The organism is Rhizobium etli 8C-3 (assembly GCF_001908375.1).
GTDB classification, from domain to species: domain Bacteria; phylum Pseudomonadota; class Alphaproteobacteria; order Rhizobiales; family Rhizobiaceae; genus Rhizobium; species Rhizobium etli_B.
Map to the genome: position 1 here is coordinate 1,870,100 of NZ_CP017244.1, position 18,860 is coordinate 1,888,959.

The window sequence follows — 18,860 nt, forward strand, 5'->3', positions numbered from 1 at the left end:
TCCTGGCATGTCCGTGGAACGCGCCTCAACAGATCGTTCAGGCGGATGCAGCTTCGAGGAGAGCGCGATCGAACACGTCTCCCGCTAGAGCTCTGGCGGCTTCGTCAAGCAGGTTCGCGCGGATCATGAGGTCAATGGTCTTGTCCATCGCAGCTTGTGGAATGGTTAGGTCACCCGGCCACATACCCATGTCGCGCATGTAGCAAAGGCCACGTGAAGCAAGTTCGATGTCGTCCTTGGTCGTGATCCGCTGGAAGATTGGAAGCGTGACATCTGCCCGGCTGGGGTCATTGGTGATCGCATAGGCATCGAGCAGCGCCCGCAGGAAGCGGACAACAACGTCACGGTTGTCGTCGAGCCAGTTCTTGCGGCCGATGACAGCGGCAAAGACGATTTCAGGGATGACGTCGTTGATCTCGCCGATCAGGTTGAAGCCCTCCCGCTCGGCCAGGAAGTTCCAGGGTGCAGGCTGCGGCGCGCAGTCGATCTCTCCAGCCTTGAGCGCTTCCCAACGCTTCGTGTGGATGCCGGCGAGTTCGAATTCATAGTCGCCGGGATACCGCAAGCCTTCCTTGGAAAGAAGCATCTGCGTGTAGATTGCAGTGCCTTCGGTGAGCGACGACGTGCCGACCTTTTTGCCCTTGAGGTCCTGGATGGACTTGATCGAAGGCTGGGCGACGAGCGACATCGGCAGGCGGTTCGAGTTCGAAGCGATCACACGCAGCACGCCGCCCTTGACGAAGTTCGAGACCGCACCTTCAGGTGGGGTTATCGCGAGATCGGCCTCGCCTTCGAGAACCGCGGTGGTCGCCTTGTCGACGGTGCCCATCTTCTTATAGTCGATTGTCAGTCCATGCCTGGCAAAAATTCCATGCTCTTCGGCGATGAAGACCGGAAGCCAGTTGAACCCTTGCGCCCCGCCTGCGAGGCTCAGATGTCGGCTCGAAGCCATTTGATTTCTCCCTCATGATCGCGAAGCTTCAAAGGCCCCGCTCGCGTAGTCTCTTGTCCAAGAGCGGGTAGACGCGCCGTGCGTTTCCTTCAAAGACCGCATGTCTCTGGTCGTCGTCGAGGACAAGGTGATCGATGTATCTCTTGGTGTCGTCGAACGGATGTCCCGTCTCCGGATCGATCGCCTTGACCGCGCCGAGCAACTCCGAGCCGAAGAGGATGTTCTTGACATCGACGACGTTGAACAGCGTGTCGATGCCTGCCTGATGGTAGACGCAGGTGTCGAAGTACAGGTTGTTCATCAGGTGCGTGTCGAGGCTCGGCTTTTCGAGCATGATCGACAGGCCACGATAGCGACCCCAATGGTAAGGGGCAGCCCCGCCACCATGCGGTATGATCAGCTTGAGTTCCGGGTGGCGCTCGAACAGATCTCCCTGGATGAGCTGCATGAATACCGCAGTGTCCGCGTTGATGTAATGCGCTCCCGTCATGTGGAGGCAGCGCTCGCAGGAGCTGGAAACATGGATCATCGCAGGAACCTGAAGCGCGACCATGGCCTCCCACATCGGGTCCCACCACGGATCGTAGATTGGCGGCGCGCTCCAGCGTCCGCCTGAGGGATCAGGATTGAGATTGCAACCGACGAAGCCGTTCTCGACGCAGCGCTCCAACTCACCGATGACAGCAGAAAGGCCACCGTCGATTGTCTGCGGAAGCTGGCAGACGGCAGCAAAATTGTCGGGAAACATGTCGACGATGCGGCCGACATTGTCGTTCGACAGCTGCGACCATTCCTTGGCGACTGCCAGGCCCGGAACGTGATGGCCCATGCCGGAGGCACGCGGGCTCAAGAGTGTCACATGCGAACCGCGCTCGCGCTGTATCTTCAGCTGGTTTGCCTCGATGATGTCATGGAGCTGCCTGTCCGGGATACCCGGATAGATGGGCTGCTCGGAGGACTTGCCTTCCGCATAAGCGACCTGCGCCGTTCGGAAGGCATGATGCTCAGGCGGCTCCGTCGTGAAGTGGCCGTGGCAGTCGATGATGAGCGACATTACGCGTTCCACTTCGCGGGCAGATCGGAAATGCCGCGGAACCGCCAGCCCTTGCCCTTGACCTCACGCGAGGCGTCGAGCCGGAGATCCGGCAATTGCCGGAACACCTCCGCGAGCGCAATCTCGCCCATGGCCCTCGACAGGAAATGGCCGGAACAGAAGTGCGGACGAAAGCCGAACGACAGGTGCTGCTTCTTCTTGCGAAACATGTCGAAGCGGTCGGCGTCTTCGAAACGCGTCTCGTCGCGATTGGCCGACCCCATGACGATGGCGACAGACGACCCCTCAGGAATGACTGTGCCGGCAATCTCGAAGTCTTCTTTGGCGATGCGGGGCGTTATGCCGATCGGGGCAATCCAGCGAAGGCCCTCGTCGAAGGCGCGCATGGCGTTTTCCTGCGGCTGCTCGGCCATGAGCTTTGCCTGATCGGGATTTGAAAGAAGACCCGCACAGGCGTTCGCCGCTGCATGCCCTGGTTCTTGGAGGCCACCGAGGATGATGACGCGCATGGTCGGAGAAATCTCCTCCCAGCTGCGAACCTCGCCCTTTGGCATGCCGCCATACATGACGTGGCTAAGAAGAGAGTGGTTGGGCTTTGACAGGCAGGCCTGGTAAAGATTGCCCATCTGCTTGTCGATGTCGGCAAGCGCGTCGTCCAATCGCTTCCATATGGCCGGATCATTGCTGACGTTCTGCAGGCCGAGCGCCATCGCGTGAAACCACTCGACGAGGGCCTCGTTGGGTGTCGCCGTCAGGCCGATGACGTCGCCGATGCACCGCACCGAAATTGGCTCAAAGAGTTCGGCGGTAAGGTTGGCTTCTCCATTCTTCTTGATGGAGTCGATAAAACGCTGCACGACCGGGCGCGTCAGATCTTCGACGAACGAGCGCACGCGCTCCTGCGTGAGATTCTCGTCGATACCCTGACGTAGGCACTGATGATCCTCGCCAGACATTGTCAGGACGTTCGGCATCCCCATGACGCGGGCTTCCGGACGGTCTGCCGAGCCCGAAGGCCCGAACACCTTGTCGTTGCCGCCGACGGTGCGGCAATCGTCGAACCGTGTGATGAAATATTCCTTCGTTCCCTCGAAGAATGCCACGGGCTGCTCTGCACGCAGACGCGCATAGACGGGATACGGATCCCGGTAGAGGTTTTCCCCCGTCAGTTCGGTTTGTGATCCCGTCATCGATGTCCTCCCAGCACTCCCGCTTTGGGGAGTTGTCACAAATCTCGCTGCCACCTTCTCCTGCTGACAGCATCGACCTCTGGACGTTTCGGGGAAGCAATCGAATGCGATTGATGCTTGACATACCGAAACGTCTTCGGATACGGATAGGTATCCAAAGCGGGGTTGGCTGTCAACAACAGAAATTGACAGACCGAGGAGAAGCCGCTTCGGAAGGGAGGAAATCAGTGAACGACAGCAGCATCGTCGAGGTGCGCCCGGTGCTCCAGGCGCGGGATGTCTCCGTGCAGTTTGGCGGGGTGAAGGCGCTGACAGAGGTATCGCTTTGCGTAAAGCCAGGGGAGATCTGTGGGCTCATCGGCCCGAACGGCGCCGGCAAATCGACCTTTCTCAACGCGGCAACGCGTCTGGTAAACTACGCAGCCGGATCGATCATGCTTGACGGCCAGCCGCTCGAAGGCGTCGAGACGCGCGAGATGATCGGAATGGGTGTCGCAAGGACGTTTCAGAATCTAGGCATCTACGCGTCGATGACTGTTCTCGAAAACGTCATGTTGGGCGCCCATCATCGGCTCGGCGGAAATTTCGCAAGGGCGATCTTTGCGCCGTTCCGGGTCAGAGCCTTGGAGCGCTCTACGCGTGAAAAGGCAATGGCGGTGCTCGAGGAGGTCGGCATGGCAGATCTCGCCGCCCGCGCGGCCGGATCGCTGCCCTATCCCCTGCAGAAGCGGATGGAAATCGCCCGGGCGCTTGCCGCGGAGCCGAAGATACTCCTGCTCGACGAACCCGCCGGTGGACTGACCCACGGCGAGGTCCATGAATTCGGCGCGCTGGTCGACGCGATAAGGCGCAGACGCAATCTCTCCATCCTGCTCATCGAGCATCACATGGGGTTGGTGATGAGCCTTTGCGACCGGATCGTCGTCTTCCACCTGGGCCGCAACCTGGCCGAGGGAACGCCTGCCGAAATCAAGTCAAATGATGCGGTGATCGCCGCTTACCTCGGGAGGGCGGCATGACCCTTCTGGATATAAAAGACCTGTCCGTTTTCTACGGCAAAACACAGGCACTGTTTGACTGTTCGTTCTCGATTGGTGAAGGCGAATTCGTTGCCTTGCTCGGTTCCAACGGCGCCGGAAAGACGACGCTTCTGCGCGCGGTCTCGGGTCTGCTGCCGTTCAAGGGCTCGGTTTCCTACGCCGGAAAAGCGCTCGACAAGATTTCCGCCCAGAAGCGTCTTGCGCTCGGCGTCGCGCACATACCGCAAGGTCGCGGCACCTTCACAGAGTTTACCGTGGAAGAAAACTTGTCGCTCGGCGCGACGATCGTGGCCAGCCGCTCGCAGGTGAGGCAAGACAAGGAGCGCTGGTACGAGACGTTCCCCAGATTGCGGGAACGGCGCAGTCAGCTCGCCGGAAACTTGAGCGGCGGCGAACAGCAGATGCTCGCCGTGGCCCGTGCGCTGATGTCGAGGCCAAAACTGCTGATGTGCGACGAGCCATCTCTCGGATTGGCTCCGTCGATCACCCAGGAAATCCTGGCGATCTTCAAGTCCTTGAACAAGGAGACCGGCATGACGCTGCTCGTGGTCGAACAAAACGTTGACGTCACCCTTCAATACGCCGACAGGGCCTTCGTCATCGAGGCGGGCCAGATCGTCGCGAGCGGCGCGGCGAGCGAGCTCATCGGCAACGAAGACATCAAGAAATCATATCTGGGAGTCGCCTGATGAGCTTCTTCTTTCAGCTCGTCGTCAGCGGCTTGACCACGGGTGCTATCTACGCGGCGCTGGCGCTGGCCCTTGTCCTCATTTTCAGGGCGACCAATGTCGTCAATTTTGGCCAAGGCGAGATGGCGACATTTTCGGCCTATGGCGCCTGGCAATTGATGCAGTGGGGCGTGCCGCTCTGGCTCGCAGTTGTCGCGAGCCTCGCATCTGCATTCGCCATCGGGATCGTGACATTCCGCCTGATCATCCGACCTATGATGGATGCTCCCGTGGAAGCGGTGGTCGTCATCACGCTTGGCATCCTCGTCCTGTTTCAGGCCGCCTCTATGTGGATCTGGGGTGCAGAACAGCTCTCGTTTCCAAACCTTTTCCCAGATGGCGGCTTTAGCATCGGCGAGGTCCGCGTGCTGTCCTCTGCTGTCGGGACGCTGACGATCCTCCTGACGATTGCCTTGGCGATGGGCTTTATCTTCCGTTTCACAAAGCTCGGCCTGTCGTTGCGGGCAGCAGCCTTTGATCGTGCACGCAGCGTCCTCGTGGGCGTCGATGTCGAACGAATGCTGATGCTGGGCTGGGGCTTGGCCGCCGTCATCGGGGCACTGGCCGCGATCCTGATCGCGCCCCGCCTGTTCCTCAGCCCGACGATGATGACACCGATCCTGTTCTACGGCCTGGCAGCCGCAACGCTGGGGGGATGGGACAGTCCGCTCGGCGCGATCGTCGGCGGCCTCGCGGTCGGCGTCGCCGAGAGCCTGGGCGCCAGCTACCTCTCGTTTATTGGAGCCGACATGCGCATCGCAGTGCCGATCGCCCTGACGTTGATCATCCTGCTCGTGAAGCCCGTCGGCCTGTTCGGCTCCTACAAGGTGACAAAACTATGAGAGACTTATTCCTCTCAACCGCGATCAAGTTCGGTCTCTTCGCAATCGTGGCAATTCTGATCCCAGTCTTCGCCCCGGCCTACGCACTCCAGCAAGTGGCCATCGCGATCGCCTATGCCATCGCGATCCTGGGACTGAACCTGCTGATGGGATATGCCGGGCAGATTTGCCTTGCCCAAGGAACGCTGTTCGGCGTCGGCGCCTATGTCACCGCGATCCTGAACGCCACCTACGGCGTTTCCCCGCTGGCTACGCTACCGGTCGCAGCTGCGGTCTCGGCCGCAGTCGGGCTGGTGATCGGCCTGCCGGCGCTCAGACTGCAAGGTCTGCAGCTGGCCATCGTCACTTTCGGCATAGCGGCTGCGTTCCCGCAGCTGCTCCTCAAGCTGGGAAGCCTGACCGGCGGCGTATCCGGGCTTCCCGTCGACGCTCCCGAAACGCCGGGCTTGATGACGGACATTCCGGAGCTGTGGCTTTATCTCATCTCGCTTGCGTGTGCGGGCGTCGGTGCTTTGCTCGTCTTCCAAATACTGTCCGGCGACACCGGCCGCGCGCTCAGGGCGCAGCGCGACAATCCTCAGATTGCCCAGGCGCTCGGTGTGAACCTGACGCGCGCCCGGCTTTGGGCGTTCTCGATCAGCTCGGCGCTTGCAGGACTGGGCGGGGCAGTGTTCGCCATCGTCAGTGGCTTCATCAGCCCGGAATCTTTCTTGGCGATCCTGTCCATCAACATCGTGATTGGCAGCATCGTCGGCGGCGTCACCAGCATCGTCGGCGCGTTCGTCGGCGGCCTGTTCATGGTTTTCGTCCCCAGCTGGGCATCCGACATCAACCTGAGCCTCGGCAACCTAATTTACGGCCTCGCGCTGATCTTCATCATGATGGTCGCACGCAACGGGATCACTGGCTTCATCGAGAAATGGCTTTCGATGATTTTTCGGAGGGCGGCTGGCTGAGATGGCCCGCCATCGACATGGGAGGAACTAAAATGAGATTGGTCACTATTCTAAGGGGATGCACGATGAGCCTGGGCGCTGCCGTGTTGCTCGCAGCCTCCCACGCCAGTGCCGCGGATCCATCGCCGGGCATTAGCGACGAAGCGATCAAGATCGGTGTCACGGGTCCGCTGACGGGTCCGGTCGCCGTCGTCGGCGGCGTGGCCGAGGGCATCCGGGCGCGTATCGAGCAGGCGAACGCCGAAGGGGGCGTCAAGATGGGAGACGGCAAGACCCGCAAGGTCGAACTTGTCGTCGAGGACGACGGCCTTGATCCGCAGCGCACGCTGGCCAATGTCCGCAAAATGGTGGAGAAGGAAAAGGTCTTCGCGTTGGTCGGCACAGCCGCCACACCGAACAATCTCGCCATCGGACGCTACATCACCCAGAAGAAGGTTCCGAACGTCTTCATGTATTCCGGTGTCGTCTCCCTGAATGCTCCGGAGTGGGAGGTTGGCTTTGTACCGTCTTTCTCGACGGAGGCGGACGCGTTCGCTAAATATCTCGAAAACAACAAGCCTGACGCTAAAGTAGCCTTCCTGTACCTGAACACGGAAACTGGCCAGACCTTCATGAAAGCCTTCGACCGCGCGATCGAGGGATCGAAAATCACGATACTCGAACGTCAACCTGTGACATCACAGGACCCCACGGTGGAAACCCAACTCAGCACCTTGAAGGCATCCGGCGCTGACACCCTCATCATCATCGCTGCCCCTCGGCAGGGCGGTGAGGCCATCCGCTTCCAGTCCGAAAGCGGCTGGAAGCCGCTGACCCTGGTCACCAATCTATCGTCTGCCTATCCGGTCCTCCAGTCCGTCGGCCTGGAAAACGCCAAGGGCATCGTCACCTCGGATTTCCTGAAGCCGATCATCAGCGACCAGAAGTCTGGTGACGAAGGCGTCGACCGCTATCTCGATGCCATCAAAGCCGCCAAAGTGAACTTCGTCTTCGCCAATACGATCGGCCAAACCGGCTACGCGATCGGCGACACGCTCATCCAGTCGCTCGAAAAGCTCAAGGAGCCGACCCGAGAGGAGTTGATGAAGGTCGTCCACAACATGGATGGCTGGAAAAACCCGCTGTTCTTCGACGGCATCAACATCACGACCAAGGAAGGATCCGACATCTATCCAGTTGAAGCCCTTCAGCTTTACCAGTTCGACGGTCAGAGGTACATTCCTGTTGGCGGCGTTTTGGATTTTGAAGGAACTACACACGAGTAGGCTGTGATCTTCGCTATGGGTGCCGTTCAACCTCGGCGCCCTCTTTCCTTTGAGCTGCCGACGCTTGTCCAATCGCTATCTATTCCAGTTGCGCCCGCCGGCAAATTCAGCGGCCCGTCCGCTTAATCGGAACCCGGCTGGTCCATCCGGTTTTACAGGAGCGATCATCCGAGAAGGTCAGCGCAGCAAGGAAGCCGGGGCGCTCGACCTCATGACCGGGAGGGCAGCTTGCGCCGAGCGACGTTCTTTAGCGGTGATTTTCGGCAGTCTTGCGAAGATGATCTCTTATCATCGCGCGAAACTCGCGCAATGTCCGAAATCCGATGTGATGCGCAAGTCGGTGAACTGTCGTTTGAGAAACCTCGCAATTGCGCGCAATCGCAGCGGCACTTTCGAATGCAATCATTTCCGGCCGCTCAATGATCTGCTTGGCGACCCGTTCAACGCTGTTGGAAAAGACGATGTGCCTTTTGGCGATCAGATATTTCAGTTCCTGCAGTGTCTCGGGAGGACGGCGGTCTCGATCCTTTAGCATTGTGCTTCACCTTTCAAAGGGTCGCCTTGCGACAATCGCAGCACGATCCGAACGCATATCGCGACGCGGCACGGCACCCGGCGACGATGCGGCAGCGCGAGAACGTCGCCGCATCGCCTCGAAGCCTGTCAATCGACCTGAACCGGCCTGCCGTTCTGCCAGCTCACGGTGGCCGCCTCCGCCAGCTTCTGGGCCTGGAGCCCATCACGTCCCCCAGGGCTTAGTGACCGATTGCCCGTGTCCACTGCATCGATGAAGGCGTTGATCTCGTTGGCATAGGCCTGGGCGTAGCGCTCGAGGAAGAAATATTGGACAGGATCACCGCAAACGCCGTGAGCGTTGGAAAGCTCGACGCTGGTTGCGTGGATGTTCTTCGCCGCGAGCATGCCGGCAGCTCCATGAACTTCGATGCGTTGATCGTAGCCGTAAGTCGCCCGGCGCGAATTGGTGATGACGGCGATGCGCCCAGAGGCCGTCTGCATCTGCACGGCTGCGGTATCCACATCGCCCTCGGCCCCGATCGCCTTGTCGACAAGCGAGGATCCAAGTGCGTTGACGACGACGAACTCCTCTCCCATGAGAAAGCGGGCCATGTCGAAGTCATGGATCATCATGTCGCGGAACAGCCCGCCGGAAGTTTCGACGTAATCGGCCGGCGGCGGCGCGGGATCCCGGCTGGTGATCGTCACGATCTCGATCTCGCCGATATCGCCGCGGCGCAGACGCGCTTCCACGCTGGCAAAGTTGGGATCAAACCGACGATTGAAGCCGATCATCAGGGTCGACTTGTTCTTCTCGACGACGTCCAGGCAAGCATTGATGCGCTCGACCGACAGGGAGACCGGCTTTTCGCACAGGATTGCCTTGCCGGCTCTCGCGGCCGCCTCTATGAGATCGGCGTGGCTGGGTGTCGGCGTCGCAATCAGAATTGCGTCGACATTTGAGGATCTGATGACATCTTCCGCGTTGGCAACCTCAGCGTCCGTCTGCGCCGCCAGCGCCTCAGCCGATGCCCTGAAGGCGTCCGCCACATAGGCGAGCTTCGCCTTTGGGTTGGCCGCGATGGTCGCGGCATGCACCTTGCCTATCCGGCCGGCGCCGATGACTCCAAACCTGATCATTGATCTTTCTCCATGAAATGTAAGCGTTGACGATTGAAGTCTTCAAACCGTGAAAGCGTCCCGGAAACGGGCAAGCGCCGTCTCGTCATCGCCGGAGGCCCAGGCTTCCATGCCGATCGTCCCGCGATAACCCATGTCCTTGAGCGCACGGGCGATTGCCTTGTAGTTGATCTCTCCGGTGCCCGGTTCCATGCGGCCGGGAACATCCGCGACCTGGATTTCGCCGATATAGGGCAGCGCGCGCCGGCACAGCTCGATCAGGTTTCCCTCGCCGATCTGAGCGTGATAGAGGTCGAGATTGAGCTTCAGAGATGGTCGGTTTACCGACGAGATGAGGGCAAGCGTGTCTTCTGCCTTGGCAAACGGGGTCTTCGGGTGGTCGACGGCTTCATTGAGGTTTTCGAGCACGAAGGTGACGTTCTCCTTCTCGCCAAGGTCGGCGATGCGGTTAAGCGTATCGTGCGCCTTGAGCCACATCGCGCCAGTCACCTTGTCAACCTTGACCACCGGCAGACCCTGGCCGTCGAGACCGGTCCCGTGCAGGTTGAGGCGGGGACAATTGAGCTGCCTGGCGATCGGGATCGATTGCTTGGCAGTTCGCAGCAATTCGTCTGCACCTTCGTCGTCGGCGAGCGTGCCGGTCACATATCCCGTCATCGAAGAGAAAGCCGCTCCGGATCTTGCAAGGACGGCGATGTCATGTTTCGTCCAGTCCCAGATCTCGGCGTGAAAACCGAGTTCGGTGATGCGCTTCAGCCTGTCGATGACAGGAAGCGACTTGAAGACCATCTCGGCGCAGACCGCGAGCGTGAAGGGGGATGAGGCATTCGACGAGCCATCGTTCATGACCGTATTCCATGGTTGATGATTGAGTGAAAGGCGGCGACCTTTGAAAGCCAATCGGTCGCCGCCTCAAAAGTGTGCCGGCTATATCGTACCGCCGAGCTCTGCGGACAACTGCTGCAGTTCCTTGCCGCCGGCCATGAGGTTCTGAAGCTCGTCCATCGCGATGTCTGCCTTGGAAAAGGTGCCAAGTGTCTTGCCGCGATTGAGGATGGTGAAGCGGTCCGCCACCGCATAGGCATGGCGGACATTGTGGGTGATGAAAATGACGCCCAATCCGTTCTGTCGGACCTGGTGAATGTATTTCAGCACCATCGAGGTTTGCGCCACGCCGAGCGCCGAGGTCGGCTCGTCGAGAATGAGGATCTTTGCACCGAAGTAGACCGCGCGCGCAATCGCAACGCATTGGCGTTCGCCGCCGGACAGAGTGCCGACCGCCTGGTTGGGATCGCGGATATCGATGCCGATCTTGCGCATCTCCTCACGTGTGACATCGTTGCAGTGCGTGAGGTCGAGGTGACGGAAAGGAAAGAAGCCTTTGCGAGGCTCCCGCCCCATGAAGAAGTTACGGGTGATCGACATCAGCGGGATCATTGCAAGATCCTGGTAGACGGTCGCAATCCCCGCGTCGAGCGCGTCGCGCGGACTGCGGAAACTGACCGGCTTGCCTTCCACCCGAAACACACCACCGCTTGGACGGACGACACCGGAGAGCGTCTTGATCAAAGTGGATTTGCCCGCGCCATTGTCTCCGAGGAGACAAAGCACCTCTCCAGCCGAGACCTGCATCGACACGCCGTTGAGCGCAATCACGGAGCCGTAGTGCTTGATGATGTCGGTCACTTCAATGATCGGCATTTGAAACTTGGCATCAGCCATGATCAGCGCTCCCCGGTAACCTTGCGGCGGATGAAATTGTTGAAAAGAACGGCCAGCAGCAGCATCGACCCCAGAAAGACTTGAAACCAGTCGGAGTCGAACTTGGTGTAGGTCAGGCCGATCGAAACCAAGCCGAAGATGATCGCTCCGAAGAAGGCGCCGATCGCCGAACCGTAGCCGCCAGTCAGCAAGCACCCGCCAATGACCGCGGCTATGATCGCTTCGAATTCCTTCTGAAAGCCGCGCCTGGCGTCGGTCGAGCCGGCATCGAGCACGGTGATGATGGCAACCAGAGCCGCCGCACATGCCGTCAGCGCAAACAGGCCGGTCTTGACCCTGTGGACCGGGACGCCGGAATTTCTCGCCGCATTGGGATCACCACCGGCGGCAAAGATCCAGTTGCCGGTACGGGTGCGCAAGAGGACCCACGTCGCGGCCAGGGCAATCGCGGCGAACCACAATACGGAGACCGGGATGCCCGAGACCTTCGGCATGCCATTGGGAAACTTGTCGATCAGATCGTGATCCGCGAGCCAGACAAATACGCCCTTAAGGGCATCGCCGGAAAAGAGGCTACGCAGCGGGCTGTCCTGGACACGTTCGCCAATGCCACGAAGCTGTGTCGAGCCCCCTGTCGCCCATTTGAGGCCGACGAGCGTCAAGCCGCGGAGAATGAAGAGGAATGCCAGGGTCACGATGAAGGACGGAAGGCGCGTGTGGATGACGATCTGTCCGTTGATCGCCCCCATGAACGCGGCAAAGAGCATCGTCATGACGATGGCAACCGAAAGCGGCTGACCAAAATTCGTGAGGATGACACCGAAAATCAATCCCGCAAAGGCCACCATCGAGCCGATCGAAAGATCAAACTCGCCGCCTATCATCAGAAGGGCCGCCGCAATGGCCAGGATACCCAATTGCGATGCCGGCGCCATGATGGTCATCAGGCCGGAAAGCGAGAACATGGTGCGGTCGGCGGTGATGAAGAAAAAGACGATGACGAGAACAAGGCCAGCCACGGCACCGAGCTCTGGCCGCCGCATCATTTGCGTCAGAAAGCTCACCTGTTTGACACGCTCATCTGCCTTCGACGCGGCCGCCGTTCTCTGCTCAAGCGAAGCCATAACTCCTCCCACGGATCATGATTTAGGATAGCGTTGGCGCTGCTTTGCAGCGCGGTCAGTCAGCCAAACCCCCTCCCCCATCAAGGGGAGGAGATTCTGGGAGAATGCCTTTCGGCAATTCCGTTCAGCGGATGCCCTTGGCGGAAAGATCCACGACCTGGGCGGCTTTGTCCTTGGTGATAAGGTTCGGGCCGGATGGAACATTACCCCCCGGCATAAGCCCGTATTTGGCATAGTTGGCCAGAAAGACGACGGGCAGATAGCCCTGCAGGAACTGCTGCTGATCGATCGCAAAGGCTGCCTTGCCGTCGGCCACGGCCTTCAGGAAATCGGCCGAAAGGTCGAATGTCGCAACCTTGATCTTGCCGGCCATGCCGACATCTTCGACGGCCGCGAGCGACGGTTCGCCAGCCGTTCCGGCACCCAGCGCCATGACGGTGTCGACAGCCGAATTGGAACTGAGCGCCGCCTTGACCTTGGCGCGGACATCTGCCGGATCGTTGCTGACGGGCAGGACCGTGACCTTGCCGCCGAAACCATCGGCAAAGCCCTTGCAGCGCAGGTCGAGCGCTACATTGCCGACCTCCTGGTTCACGCACAGGCCTTCCTTGCCGCCAAGCTCCTGCAACTTCGCGCCAGCGGCCTTGCCGGCGGTATATTCGTCCTGACCGACATGCAGAAGCGCTCCCAGCTCCTTGGAAACGTCGGAACCGGAGTTGATGGAAATCACAGGGATGCCGGCGGCGACAGCCTTCTTGATGGACGGTCCGAGCGCCGAGGCATCAGGAATGGAGATGATAAGCCCATCAGGCTTCTGATTGACGGCAGCATCGATGAGCTGCCCCATCGACACCATGTCGAAGGTTTCAGGAGCGCGATAGTCGACGCTGGCACCCATGTCCTTCGCCGCTGCGCCGACGCCGTTCTTGACGACGGACCAGAACGGATCATTGGCTTGGCCGTGGGTGACGGCAACAATGCGAGTGTCTGCGGCATTGGCGATTGCCGTAGTGCACATGAGCGCCGCAGCGACGGCCGCGCCTGCCAGAAGTGATTTCAAACCGAATTTCATCTTATCCTCCCACAAAACGGTCCCGCACCCTGCGGACCTCCCGATGCCACCGGTTGCAACCACCCTTGCACCCGGTAGCAAGCCCGGCAAAGTTACTTTATCGTAGAGAAAAATCAAGCATCCATTCCATTTTTCTTTTTTCGCGGAATATTCATTCCAATCAGGAGGACCAGCCATGCGCAAACGGGCGACGGCGAAAGAGGTGGCGGAAGCTGCCGGCGTATCGAAATGGACCGTCATCCGCGCGTTCACGCCCGGTGCGTCCATAACGGACGCCAGCCGACAAAAGGTTCTTAAGGCGGCAGAGGCTCTAAACTATTCGCCCAACCTGCTTGCCCGCAGCCTCGCGACGAACACCACCCATCAGGTCGCCGTCTTCGTCGACGACTTTGCCAATCCACACAAGCTCCCTGTTCTGGAAATGTTGACCGAGCGCCTCCAGGCGGAAGGCCTGCTGACCGTATTGATCAACATCAACCGTCATTTCGATCATGTTCATGCACTGATCAATGCAGACCAGCGGCAGTTCGATGCAGTGATCTTGTTCGGCACGGCTTTTCGCGAGGAAACGCTGGGTGATCGACGGCTCGGTCCAGGTTTCCCGCCGATGTTCGTTCTTGCTAGAGACAGCCAAATCCACGGCGTTCCCGCCATCGCCTGCAACGCCGAACTCGCCCTTAGTGAAATCGTCGACTATCTGTTCGACAAAGGGTATCGACGTCCCGGCTTTATGACGGGGGCAAGGACCCTGTCGACGGCGCTGGGCAGGCGTCATCACTATGCAAATTTCTGGCGCCGGAAAGGCATCGAAGGCGTCATTGAACTGGCCGCGGAAAAATACAGCGCCCGGGCCGGCGCCGAGGCAGCGCGCAGTTATCTGAGCGCCACCTCGCCCGCATCGCGCATAGACGTATTAATGTGTGAAAATGACATTCTGGCGCTTGCAGCAATGGATGTCGCACGGAGCGAATTCGGCCTTGGAGTTCCGGACGACTTGGCGGTCGTCGGCTTCGACAATATCGAGCTCAGTGGAGCTCCGGCCTACGAACTGACTAGCTATGAACAGCCCACCGACAAGATGGTCGATGCCATTGTTGCGATGATCACCGGAGAGCGTGCATCTGAAACAATCGCCTTATCGGGGCGTTTTGTCCGGAGATTGTCGGCTTGAACTCAAAACCTTCGCTTCAGTCGTTGCGTTTATCCTCGCGATCAACAGCGTTCCATCAGTTCCAGCCTGTTGCCGAACGGATCACTGACATATCGGCGATTGTAACCGTCCAGAGGCTGGTCGGTGATTGTCGGGAATCCGGCGTCTTCCAACCGTTCGCTCAACCGAGACAAGTCACGAACGAGAAGGCCAGGGTGCGCCTTTCGCGCAGGGACAAATTCTGCCTCGACACCGAGATGGATTTTGGCCCCCTCTCCTTCAAACCAGCATCCACCTCTCGCGGCAAGATGCGCTGGCTTTGAAACCTCCCGAAGCCCGAGCAACCCCTGATAAAAGGCCCGAGCGTCTTCTTCTTCGCCCGATGGCATGGCAAGCTGTATGTGGTCTATCCCGATGATGTGCAAATCGGCCCTCCCATTGAAGGTTTCGTGCCAGGTTCATCTCACACGGGCTTGCGCGGGTAACCGAAACGCCTGTTATTCCGTCACCAGTCCAATGCGCTGTTTGCGTTTGACGAGCCGATCATCCGCGCGTTCGTCGGGGAAATTCATAACGTCGAGAAGCAACGCAGCGTGGATTGGCTTCAGCCAAACTTTGTAGATTGCGGTCGGCTCCTTGAATTTCAGGCCATCACGCGCAAGGAGTTCTTGCCGGTGGGCCAGTGCAGCCTTGTAAGCCGCCTCTTCCGTCGCTTCGTATGCGAGTTCGTCCGCCATCCCGGCGACCAACTCGAATCCATAGACCGGATCGATCTTCAAATTATCGTCTAGCTGCTGAGCTGAAGTTTCGGAGCTGTAGGAAAGGAAGCTGGGGTCATTCATGGCACACGGTTCTCAAAAAGTCGCTGGGACACACTACGACGAGCATTGAGTACGCGAGAGTAAGCGCAATCAATGCTAGGATGCAATCAATAGATGTGAAAGGTGTGAAGCGGGGCAAGGGGTCGCCGGACGGATTTTTAGTGGGACTTTGCAAATACGCTTGAACCACCCGGGAACGCATTGTCGCGCTCAGGAATAAGTTGTTGGCCGGACAGGCAGATCAGCTCGGTGGATGCCAGCGAGCTTTGCTCCGGATTGTCGATGACCGCCTGCGGATCTCCCCCAACTTCCCGCGAAAGTTCTTCACGAATTCGGCGGCGAACCGGCCGACCTTGACGTGATCGGATCGGCATTGCTGGCGCAGGCGGTCGCGCTGGTCTGGCTTGGAGACGGTCTGGCCAGGGTCGACAATCATTCCAGTGGAGCAGAGGCCTATCTGCCGCAGCGAAGATGCCAATTACCAGGCGTTGAGGAAGGCGGCACCTACGATAGGAAGGGCCTCGCGCTACCCAACGCAGCGGCTGAACGCAGTCGGCACACCTTCGGACGGCAAGATCGCCGAAGGTGATAAACATGCGCTTCGAGCGGCGTGTCTGATGCGGAAACAAAAATCGCTGCCGCAAGCTTGAATGATCACCTTGTTACGAACACAATGTGCCTCTATATGACTGCACATCGGCCTTGCTGGTGAACGTCTGAGGATGTCCGCGGGGCCGCAAGTCGCTCAAGACTTTTGACCACGGATGTACTGGCACTGGAATTGAAGCGATGTGAGGAAGGTCGGGTTTGCCCGGCCTTTTTTGTGCCTGCCGAGCAGGCACAACATCGTTTCATTGATCAGGCCGCCGTGCTTTGCGTGCGCCCCCTTTCCTCAGACGTTCCGATTCAGATCGTGCTGCCTTCGTTGTGAGGCGCTGCGAGCACATCACCCAAAGAGCGCGGCGTCCTGCCGGAGAGCTCCATCGCGTTGGCAGAGTCAGATGGCGGCGACCGGCAAGTCGGGGAGCAGCTTGTCGAGCGTGATCGGAAACTCCCGCACGCGGATACCGGTGGCGTTGTGGACGGCGTTGGCGATCGCCGCACCCGAGCCGCAGACGCCGAGCTCGCCAAGCCCCTTGGCACCAAGCGGATTGGCCTTGTCATCGTATTCCTCGAGGAAGACGACCTCCATTTCCGCGACATCGCCGTTTACGGGGACATGATATTCGGCGAGATCGCGGTTGACGAAATGCCCGGAGCGCGGATCGAGCACCGTTTCCTCCATCAGCGCCGCACCGATCCCCCAGGCCATGCCGCCGAGGATTTGCGAGCGCGCTGTCTTGGCGTTGAGGATGCGGCCTGCGCCGATCACCGACAGCATCCGACGCATGCGGATCTCGCCCGTGTCGGCGTCGACTGAGACTTCCGCGAAATGCGCTCCATAGGAGTGCTGGGAATAAGTTCTATAGCGCTCCGTGTCGCGACCGGCGGCGACCGAGCCGGTGGCTTCAATGCCGTCGGGGGCAACTCTGCCGATGAGATCAGCCAGGCTTGCCGAATGGTCGCCGAGCCTGACCTCTCCGCCGACGAAGCTCGGCTTGACGCCGCCCGCGCCCCGGAGCGGTGAAAGATCGCTGGACAGTACGGCCTCGGTGATTCTCTCCTTAAGCGCATTGCAGGCGTGGTGCAGTGCCGAACCCGCACTCGACGCGCCCCACGAGCCGCCGGAGCCGGCCGTGCGCGGGAAGCGGCTGTCGCCGAGCTCGATCTTGACCGCCGCCATGGGCACGCCGAGGCTCTCCGCCGCGATCTGGGTGAGGATGGTATAGGTGCCGGTTCCGATATCGGTCATGTCGAGCTCAGCCGTGACCCGGCCAGTCGCATCAATTGCCACCCTGGCCGTCGTTGCGCCGATATAATTCGGCCGAATGGCCGCCGCCATACCGTAACCAATAAGGTTGCGGCCTTCGCGGATGCTGCCCGGGGTCGGGTTGCGGCGTGCCCAGCCGAAGCGCCGCGCACCTTCCTGCATGCAGGCGATGAGGTTGCGCGTTGAAAACGGAACGCCGCGCTCCGGGTCCTTGGCAGGCTCGTTCCGGATCCTGAGCTCGATCGGATCGAGGCCGAGCCGTTCGGCAAGCTCATCCACGGCACATTCGAAGGCGAGCATGCCTGGGGCTTCGCCCGGCGAGCGCATCCATTCGCCGCGATTGACGTCGACGGGGACGAGCCGGTGACGGGTCAAACGGTTCGGTGCGGCATAGAGCGAGCGGGCGAATACCGCAGTCTGCTCGCAGAACTCCTCGAAGCTGGATGTCGCCGACCAGACATCATGCCCCATCGACGTCAGCCGCCCGTCGTAGTCCGCGCCAAGGCGCACCTGCTGGACCATCTCCGCCCGGTGACCGGCGTTGGCGAACATCTGCTGCCGTGTCAGCGCGACCTTGACCGGTCGCCTGAGCACCCTTGCGGCGAGCGCCGCCAGGACGGTGTCGGCGTGAATAATGAGCTTGGAACCGAAACCACCGCCGATGAACGGGCTGACGATGCGTATATGCTCTGGCCGAATGTCGAGCGTGCTGGCGAGGCCGGCGCGGAAGTTGGCAAGCGTTTGCGCGGAGGTGTAGATCGTCACCTCGTCGCCCGACCAGACGGCAAGCGTCGCATGCGGCTCCATTGGATTGTGGTGCTGGTAGGGCGTCCTGTAGGTCGCATCGACCTTCACCGGAGCGGCATCGAAGGCGTCATCGAAGTCTCCGATTGCGCTGTCTGTCTCGAAACCGGCATTGGTGCGCTTAGGCGTGTAGGCGTCGGCGAGACGCTCCGAAAGATCGAATGCGCCGCGCTCCTCTTCGTAACGCACGCTGACGAGCCCCGCGCCGACGCGCGCCGCCTCGAACGTTTCCGCGACGACGAGCGCAACCGGCTCATCGTAAAAGCGAACCCGATCGCTGTTGAGCATGGGCCTCGCGCGGGTGAAGACCTCCGGCACTGTGGGCGTGACCGCCGGTCCGAATTCCGGCTGGGCCGGTGCGTTCCGATAGGTCATGACATGAAGGACGCCGGGGGCCCGCTCGGCTTTGGCAGTGTCGATCTCGACGATACGCCCCTTCGCGATGGTCGCGCCGAGGATGCAGCCGTACGCTGCGCCTTCCACGGCATGTTCATAGGCGTAGGTCGCACGGCCGGTGACTTTGAGCGGCCCGTCGACGCGTGCGATCGGCTGGCCGATAAGGCGGGTCTCGGAAGAACGGTTTTCCGGGGTCGTGGTCTCTGTCATCGTCTTAC

General features: G+C 60.1%; 18 protein-coding genes. 6 read left to right on the top strand and 12 right to left on the bottom strand.

All coding sequences use genetic code 11. From position 1 onward, the window contains the following. Positions 1-37 precede the first annotated feature (37 nt). The 3 genes from AM571_RS33770 to AM571_RS33780 are packed head-to-tail and all read right to left on the bottom strand — an operon-like array spanning position 38 to position 3,196. The gene (locus tag AM571_RS33770; protein ID WP_074065259.1) at positions 38-952 is read right to left on the bottom strand and encodes an ABC transporter substrate-binding protein; all 915 of its coding nucleotides are present in this window, start codon (positions 950-952) and stop codon (positions 38-40) included. A gap of 28 nt (positions 953-980) precedes the next feature. Continuing rightward, positions 981-2,006, bottom strand: a complete 1,026-nt coding sequence (locus AM571_RS33775) for an amidohydrolase family protein (RefSeq protein ID WP_074065260.1) — start codon at positions 2,004-2,006, stop codon at positions 981-983. After that, positions 2,006-3,196, bottom strand: a complete 1,191-nt coding sequence (locus AM571_RS33780) for a cytochrome P450 (protein ID WP_074065261.1) — start codon at positions 3,194-3,196, stop codon at positions 2,006-2,008. The genes AM571_RS33775 and AM571_RS33780 overlap by 1 nt, the downstream gene beginning before the upstream one ends. Before the next feature lie 227 nt (positions 3,197-3,423). Here AM571_RS33780 and AM571_RS33785 point away from each other — a divergent pair, with 227 nt between their 5' ends. From AM571_RS33785 to AM571_RS33805, 5 genes are read left to right on the top strand one after another with little or no spacing between them, the layout of a single operon-like run. Beyond that, on the top strand, positions 3,424-4,215 hold the full coding sequence (locus AM571_RS33785; RefSeq protein ID WP_074065262.1) for an ABC transporter ATP-binding protein: 792 nt from the start codon (positions 3,424-3,426) through the stop codon (positions 4,213-4,215). Further along, the gene (locus AM571_RS33790) at positions 4,212-4,925 is read left to right on the top strand and encodes an ABC transporter ATP-binding protein (protein WP_074065263.1); all 714 of its coding nucleotides are present in this window, start codon (positions 4,212-4,214) and stop codon (positions 4,923-4,925) included. The genes AM571_RS33785 and AM571_RS33790 overlap by 4 nt, the downstream gene beginning before the upstream one ends. Further along, positions 4,925-5,806: a branched-chain amino acid ABC transporter permease gene (locus AM571_RS33795; protein ID WP_074065264.1), complete on the top strand. Its 882-nt coding sequence runs from the start codon at positions 4,925-4,927 to the stop codon at positions 5,804-5,806. Before AM571_RS33790 ends, AM571_RS33795 begins: the two co-directional genes overlap by 1 nt. Continuing rightward, a complete protein-coding gene (locus AM571_RS33800) occupies positions 5,803-6,762 on the top strand; it encodes a branched-chain amino acid ABC transporter permease (protein WP_074065265.1) in 960 nt (319 codons plus the stop codon). Before AM571_RS33795 ends, AM571_RS33800 begins: the two co-directional genes overlap by 4 nt. 32 nt (positions 6,763-6,794) lie before the next feature. Then, entirely contained in the window at positions 6,795-8,027 is a 1,233-nt protein-coding gene (locus tag AM571_RS33805; protein ID WP_074065266.1) for an ABC transporter substrate-binding protein, read from the top strand. A gap of 247 nt (positions 8,028-8,274) precedes the next feature. Here AM571_RS33805 and AM571_RS33810 read toward each other — a convergent pair whose 3' ends face one another. The 6 genes from AM571_RS33810 to AM571_RS33835 all read right to left on the bottom strand — a co-directional run bounded on the left by AM571_RS33810 (position 8,275) and on the right by AM571_RS33835 (position 13,601). Beyond that, the gene (locus AM571_RS33810) at positions 8,275-8,562 is read right to left on the bottom strand and encodes a MurR/RpiR family transcriptional regulator (protein ID WP_074065267.1); all 288 of its coding nucleotides are present in this window, start codon (positions 8,560-8,562) and stop codon (positions 8,275-8,277) included. Between the two features lie 128 nt (positions 8,563-8,690). After that, positions 8,691-9,683: an inositol 2-dehydrogenase gene (gene iolG / locus AM571_RS33815; protein WP_074065268.1), complete on the bottom strand. Its 993-nt coding sequence runs from the start codon at positions 9,681-9,683 to the stop codon at positions 8,691-8,693. Between the two features lie 42 nt (positions 9,684-9,725). Continuing rightward, complete coding sequence (locus AM571_RS33820) at positions 9,726-10,529, bottom strand: TIM barrel protein (RefSeq protein WP_074065269.1); 804 nt, start codon at positions 10,527-10,529, stop codon at positions 9,726-9,728. Positions 10,530-10,610: 81 nt separating this feature from the next. Beyond that, complete coding sequence (locus AM571_RS33825; protein WP_074065270.1) at positions 10,611-11,405, bottom strand: ATP-binding cassette domain-containing protein; 795 nt, start codon at positions 11,403-11,405, stop codon at positions 10,611-10,613. Between the two features lie 2 nt (positions 11,406-11,407). Beyond that, positions 11,408-12,529 (bottom strand): ABC transporter permease, encoded by a 1,122-nt coding sequence (locus AM571_RS33830; protein WP_074065271.1) that lies wholly within the window; start codon positions 12,527-12,529, stop codon positions 11,408-11,410. 124 nt (positions 12,530-12,653) lie between these two features. Then, complete coding sequence (locus AM571_RS33835) at positions 12,654-13,601, bottom strand: sugar ABC transporter substrate-binding protein (protein ID WP_074065272.1); 948 nt, start codon at positions 13,599-13,601, stop codon at positions 12,654-12,656. A 175-nt stretch (positions 13,602-13,776) separates the two neighbouring features. Here AM571_RS33835 and AM571_RS33840 point away from each other — a divergent pair, with 175 nt between their 5' ends. After that, complete coding sequence (locus AM571_RS33840) at positions 13,777-14,772, top strand: LacI family DNA-binding transcriptional regulator (RefSeq protein ID WP_074065273.1); 996 nt, start codon at positions 13,777-13,779, stop codon at positions 14,770-14,772. A 41-nt stretch (positions 14,773-14,813) separates the two neighbouring features. Here the strand turns inward: AM571_RS33840 and AM571_RS33845 are convergent, their stop codons facing one another. The 3 genes from AM571_RS33845 to AM571_RS33860 form a co-directional block, all read right to left on the bottom strand. Continuing rightward, positions 14,814-15,176: a VOC family protein gene (locus tag AM571_RS33845; RefSeq protein WP_074065274.1), complete on the bottom strand. Its 363-nt coding sequence runs from the start codon at positions 15,174-15,176 to the stop codon at positions 14,814-14,816. A 72-nt stretch (positions 15,177-15,248) separates the two neighbouring features. Beyond that, the gene (locus tag AM571_RS33850) at positions 15,249-15,593 is read right to left on the bottom strand and encodes a hypothetical protein (protein WP_074065275.1); all 345 of its coding nucleotides are present in this window, start codon (positions 15,591-15,593) and stop codon (positions 15,249-15,251) included. 976 nt (positions 15,594-16,569) lie between these two features. Beyond that, on the bottom strand, positions 16,570-18,852 hold the full coding sequence (locus AM571_RS33860; RefSeq protein ID WP_074065277.1) for a xanthine dehydrogenase family protein molybdopterin-binding subunit: 2,283 nt from the start codon (positions 18,850-18,852) through the stop codon (positions 16,570-16,572). Positions 18,853-18,860: the final 8 nt, after the last annotated feature.

Bases quoted from the DNA above. Each gene is read 5' to 3' on its own strand.
- AM571_RS33825 (WP_074065270.1), bottom strand. From the start codon at position 11,405: ATGGCTGATGCCAAGTTTCAAATGCCGATCATTGAAGTGACCGACATC.
- AM571_RS33830 (WP_074065271.1), bottom strand. From the start codon at position 12,529: ATGGCTTCGCTTGAGCAGAGAACGGCGGCCGCGTCGAAGGCAGATGAG.
- AM571_RS33775 (WP_074065260.1), bottom strand. From the start codon at position 2,006: ATGTCGCTCATCATCGACTGCCACGGCCACTTCACGACGGAGCCGCCT.
- AM571_RS33850 (WP_074065275.1), bottom strand. From the start codon at position 15,593: ATGAATGACCCCAGCTTCCTTTCCTACAGCTCCGAAACTTCAGCTCAG.
- AM571_RS33820 (WP_074065269.1), bottom strand. From the start codon at position 10,529: ATGAACGATGGCTCGTCGAATGCCTCATCCCCCTTCACGCTCGCGGTC.
- AM571_RS33770 (WP_074065259.1), bottom strand. From the start codon at position 952: ATGGCTTCGAGCCGACATCTGAGCCTCGCAGGCGGGGCGCAAGGGTTC.
- AM571_RS33780 (WP_074065261.1), bottom strand. From the start codon at position 3,196: ATGACGGGATCACAAACCGAACTGACGGGGGAAAACCTCTACCGGGAT.
- AM571_RS33800 (WP_074065265.1), top strand. From the start codon at position 5,803: ATGAGAGACTTATTCCTCTCAACCGCGATCAAGTTCGGTCTCTTCGCA.
- AM571_RS33790 (WP_074065263.1), top strand. From the start codon at position 4,212: ATGACCCTTCTGGATATAAAAGACCTGTCCGTTTTCTACGGCAAAACA.
- AM571_RS33835 (WP_074065272.1), bottom strand. From the start codon at position 13,601: ATGAAATTCGGTTTGAAATCACTTCTGGCAGGCGCGGCCGTCGCTGCG.
- iolG (WP_074065268.1), bottom strand. From the start codon at position 9,683: ATGATCAGGTTTGGAGTCATCGGCGCCGGCCGGATAGGCAAGGTGCAT.
- AM571_RS33795 (WP_074065264.1), top strand. From the start codon at position 4,925: ATGAGCTTCTTCTTTCAGCTCGTCGTCAGCGGCTTGACCACGGGTGCT.
- AM571_RS33805 (WP_074065266.1), top strand. From the start codon at position 6,795: ATGAGATTGGTCACTATTCTAAGGGGATGCACGATGAGCCTGGGCGCT.
- AM571_RS33810 (WP_074065267.1), bottom strand. From the start codon at position 8,562: ATGCTAAAGGATCGAGACCGCCGTCCTCCCGAGACACTGCAGGAACTG.
- AM571_RS33840 (WP_074065273.1), top strand. From the start codon at position 13,777: ATGCGCAAACGGGCGACGGCGAAAGAGGTGGCGGAAGCTGCCGGCGTA.
- AM571_RS33860 (WP_074065277.1), bottom strand. From the start codon at position 18,852: ATGACAGAGACCACGACCCCGGAAAACCGTTCTTCCGAGACCCGCCTT.